Here is a 21,202-nt window from a genome sequence, read left to right on the forward strand (position 1 = left end):
GCAGGTACCTCCTAGTGGCGATCAATATCACGATGGCTAACCGTGACATCAAGATCCTCAACTTGCGAAAGACGTCGACCTAGCTCTTCAGCAATGGCGACGCTGCGATGATGCCCACCAGTGCAGCCTACTGAGACGGTAATAAAATTTTTGCCTTCATGCTGAAAACCAGGACGCATATCTTTAAACATCGTCTCAAAATTATTTAAAAATTCCTGGGCTGAAGTTTGGTTAAGCACATAATCACTGACTGGTTTATCTACGCCCCTAAAAGGACGCAGTTCTGGTACCCAAAATGGATTAGGTAAAAAGCGCACATCAATCAAGATATCTGTATCGCGTGGAGAACCATGTTTAAAACCAAATGATTGCACAGTAACGTGCTGCAACTTATTAGCAATATTGGCAAAATTAGGAACAATGACACGACGAAGATCATGAATAGATAGATCAGAAGTATCAATGACTACATCGGCAGATTCTTTAATCGCGCTCATTAGTTCACGTTCACGATTAATTCCCACCTGGAGTGTGCCTGATCCTTGCAGCGGATGTGTGCGACGTAAATTATCAAAACGTTTAATAAGCACATCATCACGAGCATCAAGGTATAACACCAGTGGTTGCAAACCACGAATAGACATCTGCGAAATAACTTCTTCGAGGTTTCCTGCAAAATCTCGGCTGCGAACATCAACAACCACAGCTACTTTATTGGTGGGTGAATTATCTTGTGCGCATAGCTCGACTAATTCCAATACCATTTTTGGTGGCATATTTTGAGCAACAAACCAACCCATATCCTCTAAAACTCGTGCTGCCGAGCTCAGTCCGGCACCAGAAAGACCAGTGATAATGACAGGTGGAATATCAGTACGCGGTTCAATATCGCCATGGAGATCTACAGTCATGACGACTATTCTACAGGGTGCAATGCCGCAAAAACCTTGGCTGCTAACCCTGGACCAAAACCTTTTACTGCCTCAATTTCTGCTATCGAGGCTTGCTTAAGCTTTTTTACCGATCCAAAATGTTTTACTAACTCCGTACGACGTGTTTGGCCTAGGCCTTTAATATCATCAAGCTCACTATGGCGCATCCGTGTTGAACGTTGTTGGCGGTGGAAGCTAATTGCAAAACGATGTGCTTCATCGCGGATGTGCTGGAAAAGAAAAAGTGCTTGCGAGGTGCGCGGCAAAATCAGAGGTTCTGGGTCATCGGGAAGCCAAATTTCTTCTAGTCGTTTGGCAATGCCAATTAAAAAGACATCATTGATACCTAGCTCATCGAAAACCTTTTGTGCAGCAGCAACCTGAGGTGCACCACCGTCAACAATAAAAAGTTGTGGTGGATAGGCGAAACGTTTTCTAGTTTCTACTGTCTCATCAACAAAAGTTGAACCATCAAATTCCTCGGATTCAGGCACGTTTAATTTATCTTTGGTATGCCGCAAAAACCGTCGATGGGTAATCTCAGCGATGCTAGCAACGTCATTTGAATGGCCATCACCAGCTGCTTCTTTAATTTTATAGCGTCGATAATCGCTCTTTTTAGGTAGACCATCTTCAAAAACCACTAGTGACGCAACAACATCAGTACCTTGAATATGTGAAATATCAGTACACTCAATGCGCAGTGGAGCCTCATCTAAACCTAAGTAGTCTTGAATTTCCTGTAATGCCGCAGAACGTGCCGTTAAATCACTTACCCGTTTGAGTTTATGCTGTTTAAAAGCATCAACAGCATTTTTATATACTGTCTCGCTAAGCGCTCGTTTATCCCCTCGTTGAGGTAAGCGCACATGTACCTGTGCATGTCGAAGTTCACTGAGTACTTCTTGGACATGCCCAGGATCAGCAGGTTCAATATTGACCAGAATTTCTCTTGGAATCACCTTATATGCGGTGTTATCAAAAGATTGTTTATCAACACCTCGACGCGAAATTTTTTCTTCGCTTCGCAATACATCTTCTTCGGCCGCTAATGCATCAGAATAAAAACGAATAATAAAACTTTGCATAAGTTCTTCTAAGCTGTCATCTGTGCATTCCACGACCCAGCCACGCTGACCACGAATGCGACCACTGCGTACATGGAAGAGCTGAATGCTTGCCTCTAAATCATCTGCTTCTACCGCAATAACGTCTGCATCTGTTGCGTCGCCAAGCACAACAGATTGCTGTTCAGTGACTTTATGTATGGCACTAATTTGATCCCGTAGCCTAGCAGCGCGTTCAAAATCAAGTGTTTCAGCAGCTTGAGTCATCTCTTGAGTCAGTGATCGTTCAACTTTATCGGTGTGACCAGCCATAAAGCTAACAAAACCATCTACTATTTCTCGATGTTCAATTTCTGAAACTCGACCTACACAAGGTGCTGCACATTTATCGATATACCCTAAAAGACATGGTCTGCCCAATTGCTCATGACGGTTAAAAACCCCCTTGGTGCACGTGCGCATAGGAAAGACCCGAATCAATAAATCAAGAGTTTCCCTTATCGCCCACGCATGAGAATAAGGACCAAAATAACGTATGCCTTTACGTTGTGGTCCGCGATAGAAAAAAGCCCGTGGATAGCGTTCACCCACACTCACAGCTAGTACCGGGTAGGTTTTATCGTCTCGATATTTAACATTAAAATGCGGATCAAACTTTTTAATCCACGTGTATTCCAGTTGTAAAGCCTCTACTTCACTAGCAACCACAGTCCATTCCACTGAGCTAGCAGTAGTAACCATTTGGCGGGTACGCGGATGTAACTGAGAAAGATCTTGGAAATAGTTGCTTAATCGAGCACGTAAATTTTTTGCTTTACCTACATAGATAACACGCTGAGTATCATCGCGAAATTTATAAACACCTGGTGCCATAGGAATGGTGCCAGGTGCCGGACGATAGGTTGACGGATCAGCCATAGATATTAATCCTCAGGCATGTAGTGGGCTTCAAGATCGCGGAATTTTTCTAAAGCATGTATGGCATGAATCCCATCAGCAGACTGTAACGCCCAGGTTGGAACATATTCAAAGTCAGGTAACTCTAAGCGGGCAAAACGAGTACCCTCTGGGAAATTAAGCCCATAAACGACTGTCCAGGGATAAAAACGCGCATCAAAAAAATTGCGTACTTCTACCCCATCAGAGTTAGCGCGTATCCGTGGTCTACGCAAAGCAATAAAAGTGCCCGTTGCTAAGATAAGTCCAACCAGAAAATAGCCCCACTGGTCGACTAAGGTGACAGTTGTACCAGTATCGCCAATAGCAACAACAACCGCCAAAAATATATGTAGCCCAAGAATAATCCCAGCTGCGATATAAGACCACATCTTTAACCTACGGGAGGTTATTTCTATCTCCCATCCTTGAGTGGTTGTGCGAGCGGGATCAGCAGCAACGTAACGTTGTATTTCTTCCTCAGAAAGCCGTGGGGGCTGATTTTCAACCATAACGTTTAACCTTACTCTTTTTCCCTACCCGTATTAGCGATACTACGTAGTACAAGTGCAGTATGTAAGGCAGCTGTCATGGCCTCGCTGCCCTTATCTTCTATCGAATCTGCGAAACCAGCTCGCTGTCGTGCTTCTGCTTCAGTATTAGTAGTCAGTACACCGTTACCGATGGCAGTAGATTCATCAAGCGCAACCCGAGTTAACCCAGCAGTTACTGAATCACACACATATTCAAAATGAGGGGTTCCGCCTCGTATCACGCAGCCGGTGGCCACCACAGCATCATAGTGTTGCGCAAGTTTTTGCACTACAACAGGCAATTCCAGAGCACCAACAACTCGAAAATCAGCTACGTGTGCACCATATTCTTGCGCAGTTTCTTGGGCTCGTAGGTGTAATTGATCGCAGATTTCTTTATTCCACGTGGCAGAAACAACTGCTACCTGCAACCCTCGGGCATCAAGTGCACCAATAGTTGGCAATCCTTCTTTGCTCATGCTCTTTTTTATATCCCTTATTTTTATCGTTGCTCGATTTTATTGGTGCAGATTTTCTGGAAAATCCGCTAACCATGGCAGATCATGTCCCATACGATCTCGCTTGGTAGCAAGATAACGATAATTATCCTTAGTAATATTTGCTGGTGACGGAATCCGATCGGCAACTTTTATGCCATAGTTTTCTAATTGTTTAACCTTATGTGGATTATTACTAATCAGATTGATCGTAGTAACGCCTAGATCTTTAAGAATTTGTGCGGCAACCGAATATTCTCGTGCCTCTGCTGGTAGGCCAAGTTCAAGGTTTGCATCAACGGTATCAGTACCACCATCTTGTAATACATATGCCTGTAACTTAGCAAGCAGGCCAATACCTCGCCCCTCTTGACCGCGCAAATAAATAATTACGCCACTGCCAGCTTCATTAACCATTGACATTCCAGCATGTAATTGCGCACCACAATCGCAACGTTCAGAGCTAAAAACATCACCCGTTAAACATTCCGAGTGGACTCGAACTAGCACTGGTTTAGTAGTAGAGAGTTCATTTTTTACTAATGCAACATGCTCTACACCATCAATCATGCTGCGATAGCCAAGGGCGCGAAATTCGCCATGTTGCGTAGGCAACCGGGTTTCTACTACGCGCTCTATTTGAGTTTCATGTCCGCGACGATATTCTTGCAGTTGCTCAATAGAGATCATCTTTAGCCCATGAGCATCACTAAACCGGCGTAATTCCGGTGAACGTGCCATATCAGTGGGATCCTCCTCAGATACCACCTCACAGAGTACGCCAGCTGGGTAAAGACCAGCCAAGCGAGCAAGATCAACGGCTGCTTCCGTATGCCCATCACGTACGAGCACGCCACCTTCACGTGCTCGAAGTGGTACTACATGTCCCGGGCGAGTGAAATCACTAGGGATAGAAGCTGGATTAGCTAAGCGACGTAAGGTTTCTGCTCGTGAGGTAGCAGAAATACCTGTCGTACCGGTATTCGCGTCAACTGTAATGGTGTAGGCAGTGTTTCGTGCGTCCTGATTATGTGCAGTCATAGCTGGTAACCCGAGACGATCGCAATCTTTAGCTAATAACGGTGCACAGATATATCCCGAAGAATACCGAACCATAAAGGCCACTAATTCTGGCGTTGCCTTTTCTGCGGCAAAGATAATATCGCCTTCATTTTCGCGATTTTCATTATCGACGACAACTACAGCCTTGCCGGCAGCAATATCAGCAATCGCGTCTGCTACCGAATCGAGGCGTACGGGGGTATCTTCATCTAAATTCACGATTATTTACTCTACTTGGGTTCTTGTAGAAAGCATCTTTTCGACGTACTTACCTAAGATATCAACTTCAATATTGACTTCATCGCCAATTTTCAACTCACCATGGGTTGTGTGCAGCAAAGTCGCTGGAATCAATGACACCTCAAACCAGTTTTCGCCTACCGACGATACAGTCAATGAAGTTCCACTAAGTGCAATTGATCCTTTTTCGACGACATAACGTGCCAAATGGCTAGGCAACTTAAACCGCAAAACATCCCAATGTTGGGAATGAGTTCGGGATAAAAGCGTAGTTGTGCCATCAACATGACCTTGCATAATGTGTCCGCCTAAACGAGACTGGGCAAGCAATGCTCGTTCCAAATTAACCGACGACCCTTTTTCTAAGCTACCCAAAGATGAACGATTCAAGGATTCTTGCATTACATCAGCAGTAAAAAAAGCATCCCCAAAAGAGGTAACTGTCAAGCACACTCCATTGACTGCTATTGAATCACCTAGGTGTACATCACTGATAACGGTATTCGCAGTAATTTTAATTCGCACACTATCATCAAGTTTTTCAATGGCAGCAACTTTTCCTACTTCTTCTACAATGCCGGTAAACACTGCACCCTATTTCCTTTCTAACCAGCTAAAACTATCTACACCAAGTTGTTGATGTGCTAACACTTCAAAACGATAAATCCCAGCTATATTTTCAGTAAGTGATTGCGCCAGTAGTGGTATCCCTGCACCTAACAACGCAGGTGCAGTGTAATCATGAATGAAATCCACTAAGCCTAATTGTAAAAATGAAGTCCATAGTTGATGTCCACCTTCTACCAACACATCACGTGCTCCGCTATCCCATAACCTATTAAGTGCTAGTTCTATTTCCGTAAACTGTTCAAACCCTAAATCAGTAGTTCTACGACCAATAACTACTCGACGTGGCTGTTGTAGATAAAGGCTGCCATCTGGATATCTAGCGGTTAACTGTGGTCGGTCAGCAAAAGCTGTTCCGGTTCCTATAATGATCGCGTCTCGATGACTTCGATCATGATGAACATATTCTCTTGCCTTTACTCCCGTAATCCATTGGCTCATACCATCTTGGGCAGCAATAAACCCATCTAAGGTATGTGCCCATTTTAAAGTAACTGCTGGTCTGGATTGTTTAATAGCGAATAACCACGCAACCAAAGCGCGCGGACGCACCCCCAAACATTCCACTTCGATACCATGAGAAGATAAAAACTCAGCTCCTCCGGCAGCCTGTGGATACGGATCAGAACACAGATACGTTACCTTTTTAATACCTGCTGCTAGTAATGCTTGCGAACATGGCCCGGTTCGTCCTTGATGGTTACAAGGTTCAAGAGTAACTACCGCATGGCCACCGCGAGCTTGAGCACCTGCTGCGTGTAAAGCCATTACTTCAGCATGTGCACCACCAACCGGTTGGGTCGCACCAACACCGACGATTTTTCCACTAGCAGATATTATTGCCGCTCCAACGCTGGGATTCGGGCTAGTTGTACCCCACACCTGTTCTGCGGCCTGTGCCGCTACTTTAATTGCTTGTAACACAATTGGGGCAGTACTACGAGGTAAATCGTCGACAAGCAGTGTTTTTAACATCAATAAGCTGCCTGGGCGAGCTGACGCAGTTCTTCAACTGCCTGGGCTCGATCAGTTTGTCCATAAATTGCTGAACCAGCGACAAAAGCATCACAGCCCGCCTCAGCCGCAGCGGAGATAGTTTCAGCACTAATTCCGCCATCAATTTCGATAAGGGTAGTTAACTTATGCTCGTCAATATAGCTGCGTAAAGTGCGTACTTTTTCTAACTGCTCAGGCATAAATTTTTGTCCACCAAAACCTGGTTCCACGCTCATCACCAATACTAAGTCGAATTCATTTAAATTCGGAAGGTAATCCTCGATGGGAGTTCCTGGTTTTATTGAAAAACCTGCCCGCACACCATGTTCTTTAATCTTGCGAGCAAGACCTAGTGGATCACCGGTGGCCTCAACATGGAAAATAATACAATCCGCTCCAGCTTTAACATAGGTATCAATCCATGCTTCTGGGTTTTCGATCATAAGGTGCACATCAAGAGCAAGATCAGTGCTCCTACTAACTGCTGCAGTAACATCACCACCGAAGGAAAGGTTGGGCACAAAATGCCCATCCATCACATCAACGTGAAGCCAACCGGCATTACTAACAGCAGCTATTTCTTCACCGAGTTTGGCAAAATCAGCAGCTAAAATCGAAGGAGCAATAATCGGTCGAGTAAAAGAATTAGTAGGCATAAAAGATAGTCTACACTGGCAGTTTTTTCAGTACCGCAAAAAACATGGCATCAGTACCATGGCGATGTGGCCACATTTGAACACTTAAGTTCTCGCCAGTATTAAGCATGGTTGGTACTAATTCATGAGCATTTAACTCACTCACCGGTAATGACGCTAACGCCTTATCAACAACTGATCGAGTTTCGCGTAAATCAGGTGAACATGTCGAATAAACGACGATTCCCCCAGGACGAACAAGATTAATTGCCGAAGAAAGCAATTCGAACTGTAATGTGCTGAGCTGATTAATATCTGCTTCTTTTTTCCGCCACCGTGCTTCTGGACGACGCCGCAAAGCACCCAAACCAGAACAGGGCGCATCAACAAGTACTCGATCATAACCTAGTTCAAGATTTGGATTACGACCATCCCCAGTGATAACCGTAACCGGAAAATCACGTACTGTCTTAGCAATGAGCTGAGCGCGGTGTTCACTAATTTCAACCGCATCAACATGCGCGCCATCAATAGCGGCTAATGCTCCCATTAAAGCTGCTTTACCGCCGGGACCAGCACATAAATCTAGCCATCGACCTTGATCTTCTCCTTCTAATGGAGCTTCTACAACAGCGCGAGCAATAAGTTGACTTCCCTCGTCTTGTACTGCAGCAAGCCCTTGACGCACTGGTTCAATGCTGCCGGGATCACCAGATTCAAGATAAACCGCGTACGGAGAATAGGTACCTTCAATACCGCCAGTAATCAATGCTAATTCTTCAGCAGAAATCTCACCTGGGCGAGCAATAAGGTGCACAATTGGTCGTTTCGAATCAGCTTCTAAGGCTGTAGCTAATTCTTCTTTTCCAATAACTTGTGCGAAACTTTGCGCAATCCACTCTGGATGCGCATGTTTAAAAGCGAGTGCGGCAATTTCAGTATCGGGTGCAAGCTTTTCTAACCATTGCTGCGGTGTGGTTCGAGAAACTGTTCGCAAAATACCATTGACAAATCCTTTCGCTCTTTCTTGTCCAATAGCTTCTACGATACGCACTGAAGTATCAACAGCTGCATGAGGTTCTACCCTGGTGTACATAAGTTGATAGGTTCCCAAGCGCAAAGCAGATAAAACACCAGCAGACAAAGAATCAAGGCTGCGACTAGAACACTCGGCAATCACTGCATCCACAACCCCTTGGGAGCGCAATGTTCCATAAGTAATCTCAGTAGCAAAAGCAGCATCTCTTCCTGTGAGTCTATAGTCACGCAATAGTCGTGGTAATACGAGATTGGCAAAACTATCATCTACTTCTACCCGATAAAGCACGTCAAAAGAGATTGCACGCGGTAGGTCAATGTCTTGAAAAATCATACGCAAATCGTCTTTAGGCTCAGAGTGTTTGCGCTGTGGTGAACGCCTAGGGGTAACTGACTTGTTGTCAGTTTTCTTCACTTTCTTCTGTGACGATGTACGTGATCTAAAACCACCCTGGCTCATTGAAACATCAAACCTTCTGTACTAGCTAAACCGCGTGCCCAATCTGTTGCTGGCATCATCTTTTTTCCTGGAGCTTGGATAGAACCCAACTCTACTGCGGTATCACCAGTGCCAACTAAAACACGTTTCTTTTCTATGTGCAGAGATCCAGGAGCAAGCGTTATAGAATCAACTAATTTTACTGGACCAATTTTAAAACGCTGATCAGCAAGTTCTGTCCAGGCTCCCGGAGCTGGTGTCACGCCTCTAATAAGTCGATCAATAACAGCTGCTGGTTGTGTCCAAATAATCCGAGCATCATTTTTAGAGATCTTTGAAATATGTGTTGCTTCGCCTTCTTGTGGCTTAAATACAGCCGTGCCAGCTGCAATTTCATCCATGGTTTGCACTAGTAAATCGCCGCCGCGATAAGCCAAACGAGTTAAAAGATCATCGGCAGTATCGCTAGTAGCAATGGGCTCTTTAATAGTTTTTGCTACTTCACCAGTATCTAATCCCTCATCGATGCGGAATGTACTTGCACCGGTAATCAGGTCACCATGGATAATTGCAGCTTGTACGGGGGCGGCACCACGCCACCGAGGCAATAAAGAAAAGTGCAGATTAATAAACCCATGCGGCACCATTTCTAAAACATCTTTAGGCAAAAGATTTCCATACGCAACCACTGGTACACAATCTGGAGCTAACTCAGCAATACGGGCACGAACTGCAATTCCATCTTCGGTAGCAGTCTTTAAAGTTTTAGGCGTTAATATTTCAATCCCATATTTTTTAGCTACCTCAGCTACCGGTGAAGGATGTAGGCTACGTCCACGTCCTTTTGGTGCATCAGGACGAGTTAATACAGCAACAACCTCATGGTTACTTGCAATGAGCTTTTCTAAAGCTACGACAGCTACCTCAGGCGTGCCAGCAAAAATAAGTCGCAATTCATTATCTCCTTTAAGCGTTAAACCAGCTAGCTTCGCGAATTTCCGACATAGCCTGTTTACGATCAACGGAATCTAATAAGCGCAGAAATAACTGACCATCTAAATGGTCAGTTTCATGTTGGACGCAGCGAGCCATTAAACCGGAACACACCATCGAGATGGTTTTCCCGGTCATATCTTGACCAGTAACTTGGACAGTTTCATACCGAGAAACATCACCTTTGATGTTAGGAATAGAAAGACATCCTTCAGTTGCCGTCTGCATTTTATCGCCAATAGGCTCCCATACTGGATTAATGATATGCCCGCGCATTCCATCTTCTGTGTGGCTGCAATCAAAAACAAAAATCCGGCGTAATAATCCAATTTGATTCGCAGCTAAACCCACTCCGCCAGCATTATCCATTGTTTCCAACATATCGTCGACAAGCTGTACTAGAGAATCGTCGAAAATAGTAATCTCTTCTGCCCTAGTAGTAAGAACTGGATCACCGAAAATACGAATGTCGCGAATGGTCATAGAACCCTTTCCAATAAAAAATATGCGATTTTACTTTTATAGTTTTACTTTAATCTGCTTGTCAGCTCTTAAAGATATCTATTGCTAAAAGTACCTTAGTGTTAGCCTACTGTTGCTGGATCAACTTGGACTCGCAAGGGCAGGTTATCCCTGCGCAATACTCTAGCGGCTAAAGCAGCTTTTAAGCTTTTACCTAATTGTGAACGCGGGCCTAACGGTGTTCGAATAAGGACTCGTTGCAGGGAACCATATTTTTGCTCATCGTATTCACCTGGCACACTTACTCCTGGCGGAAGATCGACTGGGCCAAGGATTTCTGCGTGTTCAGGTAGTTCCACTAACTCAAGAAAATGTTCAATTGCTGCATATGGTCCATCAATGGCAGTCATATGTACTGCTGGAGGAAAGTGCACCGATTTACGTTCTTGTAGCTCACGCCTGGCAGCTCCAACAACATCCCACCGAATAAGAAACTGTGTTAAATGAAACGCTGGATCTGCGGTAACAACAACCTCGCCGCCTTTATGCGATGGTAATACTAGTGCTGCTGCCGCACACCACTTAGCAAAAGCTTTTTCTGCCGAGCGTAAATCCGGCATTCCAAGCAATATCCATGGATCAAGTAATAAACAACTGCCATAAAGACCATTGTCAACGTATGGCTCAGCTCCTGGGGTCGACACAACTAAGGCAGGCTTATTTGGTACTGAATCAGTAATCTTATTACCGCCAGAGACAATTACTGGTACCGATGGAAAAGCTCTTCCTAATTCTTCTGCTGTACGCTGTGCCCCAGTAACTATTGCTCGAAGTTTATAAGAACCACATTCATAACAACGGAAGTGTACATCAGCACGCCCACACCATCGGCAAGTAGGAAATGCCGTACTGCCAGAAGCACCCGCGGGTATTTCTAGGGAGCCATTACAATGACGACACCGAGCTGGAGTACGACATTGAGCACACGATAATGCAGGTATATAGCCCTTGCGTGGAACTTGGATCAACACCGGCTGCTCAGCAGCTAAAGATTTGCGTGCGATGTCAAAAGCAAGCTGTGGCAATCGTGCTTGTCGTGCTCGTGGATCTTTAGCTAGCTCAAAATCAGAATCACCTGCTGCCCGAATAAAAGGCATACGATTTCGTAATGATTCTTTACTTGCTACCAGATCATGTGCCCAACCAGATTCGACCAGTAATTGCACCTCTGCAGTGCGAGCATGCCCAGCCATAATAAGTGAGGTTTTCTCTAAAGCGCTGCGGGTAGTCAATATTTCTCGTGCATGTGGATAAGGGGCAACCTGCTCAATTAAATTTTCATCACCATCGTCTTTAATAAAACACAATTGAAGGTCTTTAACAGGGGCAAAAGCTGCACTACGCGTGCCGACTACTAACCGACCTTGACCATGTAATACACTTAAAAAACGTCGATACCGTGCGTGTGGTCCAATAGCGTGGGTAAGTTCAACAATCTGTTTAGCGCTGACATATTTTTTGCATTCTATTACTACTTTATCGATGTCACGCTGATCTGGAACAATGATAAGTGCACCATGTCCACCTAACACAACCTTGGTGGCTAAGGTAGCAATAGCTAATGCCCAATTGTCTCCAGGGGCAATCTGCCAAGCAGCTCGAGCTGTTTCACCAGCTAATACTGCATCAACAAAACTTTTACCATGCTGATAAGCCATCCAAGAACTTAAATCGGGCTCAGTGGCCGTACCTAATTCTTCCCAGCTAGTACTAGTATCAGCTTCTTCTGCTTTAGCTACCCGAGATGGTAGTGCTAACCGGATAAGATCGCTACGGGTGCCAGCATATCGATCTGCTAATGAATCAATAAGCCTGCTAGTAGCCGGTGGATAAACAATCTCAGGTGATACTACTGAGTCCAGCCATAAAAGTTTATCTTCAAAATCAGAAACACTTGTTCGTTCCAATAAAAGGGCATCAATACTTCGGCCGTTAAATCGAACCCGTACCCGTACTCCTGGTTGAGCTGCTTCATCTTGAGTGGAATCAATCCGATAATCGAATACCCGATCAAGTTTGCTCAACCCGAGCAAAGGCAGCACACGCGCAATAGGCGCATGTGCTGCTGGCTCACGAGACGATATCATATCCACATACTAGCCAATAGCCCGGACATTTCTTATTGGGCAGTGTTTTAGCTGTTCAAAGCAGTGCTATACGATATTTCTGCTCAGTATGCCATAACACTGCTACACACCAGCAGCAGCTTTTAATGCTTCCGTTCGATCAGTGTTTTCCCATGGTAAAGACAGATCAGTTCGACCAAAATGCCCATAAGCAGATGTTGGTTCATAAATAGGACGCAATAAATCAAGGTCGCGAACAATAGCTGCTGGGCGTAGATCAAATACCTGTTGTACTGCTTCTTGAATGTCAGCGTCGCTAAGCCCATGTTGAGCAGTACCGAAAGTTTCTACGTAAAGTCCCACTGGTTTCGCGCGACCAATAGCATAAGCTACTTGTACCTCAGCACGATCTGCTAAGCCAGCAGCCACAATGTTTTTCGCCACCCAGCGCATTGCATAAGCTGCTGAACGGTCTACTTTTGATGGATCTTTGCCAGAGAATGCACCACCACCATGGCGTGCCATTCCACCATAGGTATCCACAATAATTTTACGACCGGTTAAACCGGCATCACCCATAGGCCCACCAAGCACAAAAGAACCAGAAGGATTAACCAACAGCTGGTAATTATCATCTACAAGATCAACATCTTCCAGCACCCATTCAACAACATGCTCACGGATCTGCCGGGTAAGCCATTCTTGGGTTACTTCTGGATCGTGTTGGGTAGAAACTACTACCGTATCCAAATAGACTGGGCGACCATGATCATCATAAGCTAGTGTTACCTGAGTTTTGCCGTCCGGACGCAAATGATTAACAATGCCTTCTTTACGTACCTGAGTCAAACGACGAGCAAGTCTATGAGCTAACGCAATAGGTAATGGCATGAACTCTGGGGTTTCATTAGTTGCATAGCCAAACATGAGTCCCTGATCACCAGCACCAGCTTGGTCATTGCTATCAGTCGATACCCCATCGCGTACCTCTTGCGAATTACTGACTCCAGCGCCAATTTCACGTGATTGCTCGCCAATTGCGATATTCACTCCGCAGCTACGCCCATCAAAACCAACTTCCGAAGAAGTAAAACCGATCTCGACAAGCTTATCGCGTACCAGGTTAGGGATCTCAACATAACCAGAGGTAGAAACCTCACCGACAACATGAACCTGACCAGTAGTAACTAAGGTTTCTACTGCTACGCGAGCATACGGATCAACACTGAGCAAGGCATCCAAAATGGTATCCGAAATGGCATCGCAGATTTTATCTGGGTGACCTTCGGTGACAGATTCACTAGTGAAGAGACGGAAATTGCCCGTCTGGGAGTTCAGAGTCACGAAAACTACGATCCTTTTTCATTGCTATGAAAGATTTACCTCACCCAAATTAGACCAAGCTGTCTAATTTGGCAAGATACTTTTCGCTGGCATCTATGATTTGAGCAGCAACAACAAGTTTCGTGCTCTTTTTCACTTTATTTATTCCACCGTGAGCATCAAGAATATACCCCGCATTAGTTCCCTGCCCAAATACTTGACCAGCAGAAACATCATTGCACATCAATAAGTCACAGCCTTTACGTTGCAATTTGGCTTGTCCATACTCCAATGCAGTATGGCGCTCATCACCAGTTTCTGCTGCAAAACCGATAATCACTGGATTTTTTTGCCACTGACCACTTGCCCGCTGTGCGACAAGTTCTGCAAGGATATCAGGATTTTCTACCAAGCGAAGTTGCCCTAAACTATTGTCTGCAATGCCCTTTTTTAATTTAGCTTCAGCTACATTGCTTGGCCGATAATCAGCCACAGCTGCCGACATAATAATGACATCAGCTTCACCAGCCTGCTCAAGCATTGCCTGTCGCATCTCTAATGCAGAAGAAACACGAATAATCTTTGCTCCGCTCGGTATTGGTAGCTCATCTGTTATTCCAGCAACGATAGTCACCTGTGCTCCTCGTTGAGTGGCAATCTCAGCTAGTGCAAAACCTTGTTTTCCCGAAGAGTGATTACCGATAAAACGCACTGGGTCAATAGCTTCCCGCGTACCTCCAGCGCTAATGAGCACTTTTTTATTTGTTAATGATTGCGCTAATTTTGCCCCAGCTAGTACTGCTCGGCTTAACTGAGCAATTTGTATTGGTTCCGGCAATCGTCCTAGGCCAGTATCTTTACCAGTTAACCGCCCATGCGCCGGTTCTAACACAATAATTCCTCTATCGCGCAGCTTTTTGACGTTATCTTGGGTAGCAGCATTAAACCACATTTCAGTATGCATTGCTGGAGCAAGCACAATTGGACACGTTGCGACCAATAAGGTGGCTGTTAAAAGATCATCGGCACGACCATGAGTAACCCGTGCTAAGAAATCAGCCGTAGCCGGAGCAACCACAATAAGATCAGCATCTTTGCCAACCCGCACATGCCGCACACTATCTACTGCGTCAAAAACACTACTGGATACGGGATTACCTGAGAGAGCTTCAAAAGTTGCTGCACCAACAAACTGCAGTGCAGCTTCTGTGGGAACTACCGTTACATTGTCGCCAGCTTCTTTAAAATCTCGGATAAGCTGACACGTTTTATATGCGGCAATACCGCCAGCTACACCAACAACAATATTTCGGCCAGAATCTTGAAGAGTTATTTCTTCAGATGCCTGCACAGATTCCAACACTTATGTGCTCCTCATATTCTTTTCTTAGCTGACCTAAGAAAGTCTACCGGGTTTATTTATATAAAAATCCCCGTACTACTTAAAACAGTACGGGGAAAATAAAAGTAATGCTTAGCCCTCTTCGTGGTCGAGAAGACCAGCCTCAATCTCACGCAATGCGATCGATAATGGCTTTTCTTGTGCCTCTGGAGTAACCAGTGGACCGACAAACTCAAAAACACCTTCGTCGGCCTGCTGGTAGTAGCTATTAATCTGGCGGGCACGCTTCGCGGCAAAAATTACCAGAGCATACTTAGACGATACGCGTTTGAGCAGTTCGTCGATGGGAGGCGCAGTAATACCGGTAGGGGTATCGAACACGCCGTCATTGCTGTCGGTCACGTTGCTCACGTTGGTCACAGTCACCTTTTCGTGTACAGAAGTCTAATTAAAGCAAGTATTTCTGGCGCTTATTTTAGCGTCCCAGAAGAATGTCGCTGATCTGTGCGACGGCGTCATCAACAACCTTGTTGACAACAATATGTTGAAACTCATTTTGAGCGGCAAGTTCATGACGTGCGGTCTCCAGACGACGCTCGATCACATCTTCTGGTTCAGTTCCTCGACCAGTAAGACGTTCTACAAGTACATCCCACGACGGTGGCGCCAAAAACACAGTATGTGCATCAGGTTTTGCCGTCACCACATTCCGAGCACCTTCTAGATCAACCTCAACAAGAACCGGACGTCCTTGATTAAGTGCCTGATCGACAGGACCCGCTGGGGTTCCAGAACGCTGTAACCCACCGTGGATATCTGCCCATTCGAGCATTTCACCGTTATCAATACGGAGTTGAAACTCCTCTGGAGAAACGAAAAAGTAATCTTGTCCTTCTACTTCACCAGGGCGAGGCGCCCTGGTGGTCATTGAAACCGAAAAGTAAAGGTCAGGAACTTCGTCACGCAGGCGACGAACCACTGTTGACTTACCAACCGCAGAAGGGCCGGCTAAAACAACGAGTCTTCCGATAGGGTTATCGCCTGTCACTTTTTAATCCTCGGTGAAACCGAAGTGCTCTAGTAGAGCACGACGCTGACGGTCACCTAGACCACGCAAACGACGAGTCTGGGCAATCTCAAGATTCTCCATGATCTCCTTTGCCTTGACTTTGCCAACCTTAGGCAAAGACTCAAGAAGAGCGGACACCTTGGTCTTACCAATGATCTCATCCGTAGAAGCCTTGGAAAGTACTTCCTTAAGAGTGATATCACCGCGCTTGAGCTGTTCTTTTAGCTCTGCACGTGCCTTACGTGCCTCTGCTGCTTTCGCAAGAGCTTCCTTGCGCTGCTCATCGGTCAACTGGGGAAGGGCCACGGGGTTCCTCCGATTCAAAATTTTATTATTTACAAAGATGGGTTCAAAAACACCAAGCATCAACGATACACTTCCCACTGCATAAAAGTTATACCGCGCAGTGGAACAAATGGCGATCGTCTCACAGGTTAAACCCCTAAAGTACAACCGTGCAATTTAACACGCCATTTCGTCGATCTGGCTTAGTGTAGCACCAAATACAAAATAACAGGTAAAACGCCCCTTAACAAATAAACATGCAGGTCATTGGATCAAATCTCAATAACCCTGATAACTATGTTGACCTGGGAAAATAGATTGTGGGAGTTTTCACATTTAACCCAGGCAAGCACTAGCATCAGTTACCGCATTAATTAACGCATCAATATCGGGACCAGTTTGTAAAATTACCCGAGATATATTCGGAAAACCTAGTTCCATTACTCCTTGAGTAAGCCGAGCCACATCCTCAGCGCTACCACCTTGGGCACCAACACCTGGCAATAAAATTGGGCCATTAAGATTTTTTAACTCTGGCGCCTGAGCCAATGTTGCGCCAACAACCACGCCTACATTGCCAACTTTTTCCTGCTGTAATTGCTCAGCATTCATTGCACAACAGTTATCAATAATCTGCTGTGAAATACTTACTCCTGCGTTATTTTTCTGATCCTGTAGCTGACGCGCCTCTGGATTACTTGTTGCCGCTAAAACAAAAACCCCCCGGTTAGTCTCTGCTGCTTTATCAAATATGGGATCAAGCGAGTGAAAGCCTAAAAATGGGGAAACCGTTACCGCATCGCATACCAGCGGTGAAGCGTCGTCAAGCCAAGCCTGTGCATATCCAGCCATCGTTGAACCAATATCGCCGCGTTTAGCATCAGCAACAACCAGTGTGTTTTTAGCACGCAATAAGCCAATAGTTTCTTCTAAAATTGCAAACCCCTGCGAACCATAGGCTTCATAAAAAGCTACTTGTGGTTTTACTAAAGCAACTCGACCAGCAAAGGCTTGCGTACAGCGATAACTAAATTCTTTTAGTCCTGCGACATCATTATTTAAACCCCACTTCCGCAGTAATTCTGGATGTGGATCAATACCCACACACAACCTGCCATATTGGTGACCAGCAGCTACTAATTTTTGCCCAAATCCAGTCATGATTCTCCTTTTGCTATACAAAACGAAGGCTGCGAGCCATTTTTCTAGCCCACAGCCTTTATCTCTATAAAAATTACTGCTCAATCACGCTTGACAACACCAACCCATGATCAAGTTCTTGTAACGGGCGTACCTTTAACACACCTGCACGCAAAGCCTCAATTCCTTGTACCGCAGCAGTAACTCCTTGCACTGTTGTCACTAAGGGAACTCCTGCAGCTACTGCCGCTGCACGAATGGTATAACCATCATTGCGTGCACCAGCTGAACCAGCTGGAGTATTAAGAATGAGGTCAATATCACCAGCGTTAATAAGATCTACAATCGCTTGTTTTCCACTTTGACCAGCTTCGCTTTGCTTTAGTACTGTTTCACAGCTAATTCCATTACGACGTAGCATTGCTGCAGTACCTCTGGTAGCAAAAATCTTAAAACCAAGCGAGGCCATGCGCTGAATAGGGAAAATCAAAGTACGCTTATCTCTATTAGCCACAGAAACAAACACATTTCCCTGAGTAGGAAGTGCACCAAACGCTCCTTCTTCGGCCTTGGCATACGCTGCACCAAAATTATCAGCCAACCCCATAACCTCACCGGTAGACTTCATTTCTGGCGAGAGCAAAGTATCTAAAAGACTGCCATCTGCGCGACGGAAACGAGTAAACGGCAATACCGCTTCCTTGACCGCAATCGGAGCATCCAAAGGCAAAGAACCACCATCATAAGCAGTAGGTATTAAGCCTTCTTCCTGTAGTTCCGCAATAGTTGAACCAGTCATAATCCGCGCAGCTGCTTTAGCTAAATGAACTCCAGTAGCCTTGGAAACAAATGGCACAGTACGCGATGCACGCGGGTTGGCCTCAATGACGTATAAAGTGTCATCTTTGAGTGCATACTGCACATTCATCAAGCCTTTTACGCCAATGCCTTGCGCTAGCAAAATGGTCGATGCCCGTATTTTTTCAATGTCTTCTGGTCCTAGGGTCATCGGGGGTAAAGCACACGCGGAATCACCAGAATGGATACCTGCCTCTTCGATATGTTCCATAACACCAGCGAGATAAACATTTTCGCCGTCGCATAGGGCATCAACATCTATTTCAATAGCTGAGTCTAGGAAACGATCCACTAATACTGGATGATCCGAAGTGATTTCAGTAGCACGCTCAATATAATCAGCTAAAGAAGATTCATCATAGACAATTTCCATTCCGCGTCCACCAAGTACATAGGAAGGACGTACCAGTACCGGATAGCCAATTTCTTTAGCAACCTGAGTGGCTTCTGCGAATGTGGTAGCGGTACCAAAATCTGGTGCTGGTAATCCAGCGGCACGTAATACTTCACCGAATTCACCGCGATCTTCAGCAAGGTTAATCGCCTCTGGTGAGGTACCGATAACTGGTACCCCGGCGTCACGTAGCTTTTCAGCAAGCCCTAATGGAGTCTGACCACCTAATTGGACAATAACGCCTGCAACCGTACCTGATTGAGACTCGGCATAATAGACCTCCATAACATCTTCGAAGGTCAAAGGTTCAAAATAAAGGCGATCGGCAGTGTCATAATCAGTAGAAACAGTCTCCGGGTTACAGTTAACCATGACGGTCTCATAACCTACCCGTGATAGTTCTAGAGCAGCATGCACACAGGAATAATCAAATTCAATACCTTGACCAATCCGGTTAGGTCCAGATCCTAAAATAAGGATTTTATCTTTTTCGGTTTGTGGACGTACCTCTGATTCTGCCGCTGGATCCAGCTCGTAGGCCGAATAATAATATGGGGTAGTCGCTTCAAATTCGGCAGCACAAGTATCCACAGTCTTAAACACTGGTCGAATCCCTAGTGACCAGCGCAATCGACGAACACCATCCTCGCCATTTATTTCTGGACGCAGTGCAGCGATTTGTTGGTCGGAAAGACCGTAGAATTTTGCTTGACGCAAAAGTTTTTCATCTAATACTGGTGCTGCAACCAAACGTTCACGGAAATCAATCAGTCCTGCTAGCTCGGCAAGAAACCACGGGTCGATACCACTTGCCTGGTAAACCTGATCAATACTCGCTCCTAACCGAAGCGCTAATTCAGCGTCGTAGATACGCCCCTCTGTTGGTCGTCGTAAATCAGCTAATACCGCCTCAACATCGTGGGCGCGTTCGCCAGCAAAAACCTGATCACTTACGGTCCAAAAACCAGACTGTTTATTCTCTAAAGAGCGTAAGACTTTATTCAAACCAGCAATATAGTTACGCCCAAGGCTCATGGCCTCACCTACCGATTTCATCGTGGTAGTTAAGGTATCGTCCGAGCCAACAAATTTTTCAAAAGCAAAGCGCGGTGCCTTGACCACAACATAATCCAAGGTAGGTTCAAAAGCTGCTGGTGTTACCCCGGTAATGTCATTAGTAATCTCGGCCAACGTGTAACCAATTGCTAATTTGGCGGCAATCTTTGCGATCGGGAAACCTGTTGCTTTAGAGGCAAGTGCCGAAGAACGAGATACTCGTGGATTCATCTCAATAGTAATAAGACGACCATCAACTGGATTGACCGCAAATTGGATATTGCAACCACCAGTGTCTACTCCAACCTCGCGAATAATAGCAATACCTTGGTTACGCATTATCTGATATTCACGATCAGTGAGTGTCATTGCAGGGGCAACTGTCACCGAGTCACCGGTATGTACTCCAAGAGCATCGACATTTTCGATTGAGCAAATAACAACGACATTATCTGCCCCATCCCGCATAAGCTCAAGCTCATACTCTTTCCAGCCCAGGATGGATTCTTCAATAAGAACATTCGCTTCTGGCGAAGCAGCTAGTCCCCCACCAGCAATACGCTCTAAATCTTCATCGTTAAAAGCAAGCCCCGAGCCTAGCCCGCCCATAGTAAAAGAAGGGCGAACAACAACTGGCAGTCCTAGTTCGTGAACGGTTTCGCGAACCTCTTCCATTGTGTGACATACCCGTGAACGTGCTGATTCCCCACCAATTTTGGCTACAATATCTTTGAATTTTTGCCGATCTTCACCGCGCTCAATAGCCTCAATATCAGCACCAATAAGTTCTACATTATGTTTCTTTAAACTTCCCCGGCGATCAAGTTGAATAGCTGCATTAAGCGCGGTTTGTCCACCGAGTGTTGCTAGCACAGCATCAATGGGATGCCCTTGTGCTGCTTCTTTTTCAAAAATCTTTTCAATGTATTCCGGCTCAATGGGTTCAACATAAGTATGATCAGCAAATTCCGGATCAGTCATAATTGTCGCCGGATTAGAGTTAATCAAGGTAACCCTTAAGCCTTCTTCTTTGAGTACTCGGCATGCTTGAGTGCCAGAATAATCAAATTCACAAGCCTGTCCAATAACAATCGGCCCAGAACCGATAACAAGGACGTGGTTAATGTCGTCGCGCTTTGGCATGCTTCTTTG

General features: G+C 45.3%; 19 protein-coding genes. All 19 read right to left on the reverse strand.

The annotated features are described in order from the left end of the window. Positions 1 to 11: 11 nt before the first annotated feature. Positions 12 to 911: an RNase adapter RapZ gene (rapZ, locus tag UL82_RS05425; RefSeq protein WP_046439496.1), complete on the reverse strand. Its 900-nt coding sequence runs from the start codon at positions 909 to 911 to the stop codon at positions 12 to 14. 5 nt (positions 912 to 916) lie between these two features. Beyond that, the gene (gene uvrC, locus UL82_RS05430; RefSeq protein ID WP_046439498.1) at positions 917 to 2,917 is read right to left on the reverse strand and encodes an excinuclease ABC subunit UvrC; all 2,001 of its coding nucleotides are present in this window, start codon (positions 2,915 to 2,917) and stop codon (positions 917 to 919) included. Between the two features lie 5 nt (positions 2,918 to 2,922). Further along, complete coding sequence (locus tag UL82_RS05435; protein WP_046439500.1) at positions 2,923 to 3,447, reverse strand: PH domain-containing protein; 525 nt, start codon at positions 3,445 to 3,447, stop codon at positions 2,923 to 2,925. Positions 3,448 to 3,458: 11 nt separating this feature from the next. Beyond that, a complete protein-coding gene (ribH, locus tag UL82_RS05440) occupies positions 3,459 to 3,947 on the reverse strand; it encodes a 6,7-dimethyl-8-ribityllumazine synthase (RefSeq protein ID WP_046439502.1) in 489 nt (162 codons plus the stop codon). 39 nt (positions 3,948 to 3,986) lie between these two features. Next, positions 3,987 to 5,246 (reverse strand): bifunctional 3,4-dihydroxy-2-butanone-4-phosphate synthase/GTP cyclohydrolase II, encoded by a 1,260-nt coding sequence (locus tag UL82_RS05445; protein WP_046439504.1) that lies wholly within the window; start codon positions 5,244 to 5,246, stop codon positions 3,987 to 3,989. 6 nt (positions 5,247 to 5,252) lie between these two features. Continuing rightward, positions 5,253 to 5,855, reverse strand: a complete 603-nt coding sequence (locus tag UL82_RS05450; protein WP_046439505.1) for a riboflavin synthase — start codon at positions 5,853 to 5,855, stop codon at positions 5,253 to 5,255. A 6-nt stretch (positions 5,856 to 5,861) separates the two neighbouring features. Continuing rightward, entirely contained in the window at positions 5,862 to 6,869 is a 1,008-nt protein-coding gene (ribD, locus tag UL82_RS05455) for a bifunctional diaminohydroxyphosphoribosylaminopyrimidine deaminase/5-amino-6-(5-phosphoribosylamino)uracil reductase RibD (protein ID WP_046439507.1), read from the reverse strand. Beyond that, complete coding sequence (rpe, locus tag UL82_RS05460; RefSeq protein ID WP_046439509.1) at positions 6,869 to 7,546, reverse strand: ribulose-phosphate 3-epimerase; 678 nt, start codon at positions 7,544 to 7,546, stop codon at positions 6,869 to 6,871. The genes ribD and rpe overlap by 1 nt, the downstream gene beginning before the upstream one ends. Before the next feature lie 10 nt (positions 7,547 to 7,556). Next, positions 7,557 to 9,023 carry an RsmB/NOP family class I SAM-dependent RNA methyltransferase gene (locus tag UL82_RS05465; RefSeq protein ID WP_046439511.1) on the reverse strand — a complete coding sequence of 489 codons (1,467 nt, stop codon included), beginning with the start codon at positions 9,021 to 9,023 and terminating at the stop codon, positions 7,557 to 7,559. Further along, positions 9,020 to 9,955 carry a methionyl-tRNA formyltransferase gene (gene fmt / locus UL82_RS05470; protein WP_046439512.1) on the reverse strand — a complete coding sequence of 312 codons (936 nt, stop codon included), beginning with the start codon at positions 9,953 to 9,955 and terminating at the stop codon, positions 9,020 to 9,022. The genes UL82_RS05465 and fmt overlap by 4 nt, the downstream gene beginning before the upstream one ends. Before the next feature lie 13 nt (positions 9,956 to 9,968). Next, positions 9,969 to 10,478 (reverse strand): peptide deformylase, encoded by a 510-nt coding sequence (gene def / locus UL82_RS05475; protein ID WP_046439513.1) that lies wholly within the window; start codon positions 10,476 to 10,478, stop codon positions 9,969 to 9,971. Between the two features lie 101 nt (positions 10,479 to 10,579). Continuing rightward, positions 10,580 to 12,604: a primosomal protein N' gene (locus UL82_RS05480; RefSeq protein WP_046439514.1), complete on the reverse strand. Its 2,025-nt coding sequence runs from the start codon at positions 12,602 to 12,604 to the stop codon at positions 10,580 to 10,582. 102 nt (positions 12,605 to 12,706) lie between these two features. After that, the gene (gene metK, locus UL82_RS05485; RefSeq protein ID WP_395922003.1) at positions 12,707 to 13,921 is read right to left on the reverse strand and encodes a methionine adenosyltransferase; all 1,215 of its coding nucleotides are present in this window, start codon (positions 13,919 to 13,921) and stop codon (positions 12,707 to 12,709) included. A 55-nt stretch (positions 13,922 to 13,976) separates the two neighbouring features. Next, the gene (coaBC, locus tag UL82_RS05490) at positions 13,977 to 15,266 is read right to left on the reverse strand and encodes a bifunctional phosphopantothenoylcysteine decarboxylase/phosphopantothenate--cysteine ligase CoaBC (RefSeq protein ID WP_126317167.1); all 1,290 of its coding nucleotides are present in this window, start codon (positions 15,264 to 15,266) and stop codon (positions 13,977 to 13,979) included. A 114-nt stretch (positions 15,267 to 15,380) separates the two neighbouring features. Next, a complete protein-coding gene (gene rpoZ, locus UL82_RS05495) occupies positions 15,381 to 15,659 on the reverse strand; it encodes a DNA-directed RNA polymerase subunit omega (RefSeq protein WP_046439517.1) in 279 nt (92 codons plus the stop codon). A gap of 64 nt (positions 15,660 to 15,723) precedes the next feature. Beyond that, complete coding sequence (gene gmk / locus UL82_RS05500) at positions 15,724 to 16,296, reverse strand: guanylate kinase (protein WP_046439519.1); 573 nt, start codon at positions 16,294 to 16,296, stop codon at positions 15,724 to 15,726. A 3-nt stretch (positions 16,297 to 16,299) separates the two neighbouring features. Next, complete coding sequence (gene mihF, locus UL82_RS05505; protein WP_046439521.1) at positions 16,300 to 16,623, reverse strand: integration host factor, actinobacterial type; 324 nt, start codon at positions 16,621 to 16,623, stop codon at positions 16,300 to 16,302. Between the two features lie 315 nt (positions 16,624 to 16,938). Beyond that, complete coding sequence (pyrF, locus tag UL82_RS05510) at positions 16,939 to 17,763, reverse strand: orotidine-5'-phosphate decarboxylase (RefSeq protein ID WP_046439523.1); 825 nt, start codon at positions 17,761 to 17,763, stop codon at positions 16,939 to 16,941. Positions 17,764 to 17,836: 73 nt separating this feature from the next. After that, complete coding sequence (carB, locus tag UL82_RS05515; RefSeq protein ID WP_046439525.1) at positions 17,837 to 21,193, reverse strand: carbamoyl-phosphate synthase large subunit; 3,357 nt, start codon at positions 21,191 to 21,193, stop codon at positions 17,837 to 17,839. Positions 21,194 to 21,202: the final 9 nt, after the last annotated feature.

It is taken from the genome of Corynebacterium kutscheri (assembly GCF_000980835.1).
Lineage (GTDB): Bacteria > Actinomycetota > Actinomycetes > Mycobacteriales > Mycobacteriaceae > Corynebacterium > Corynebacterium kutscheri.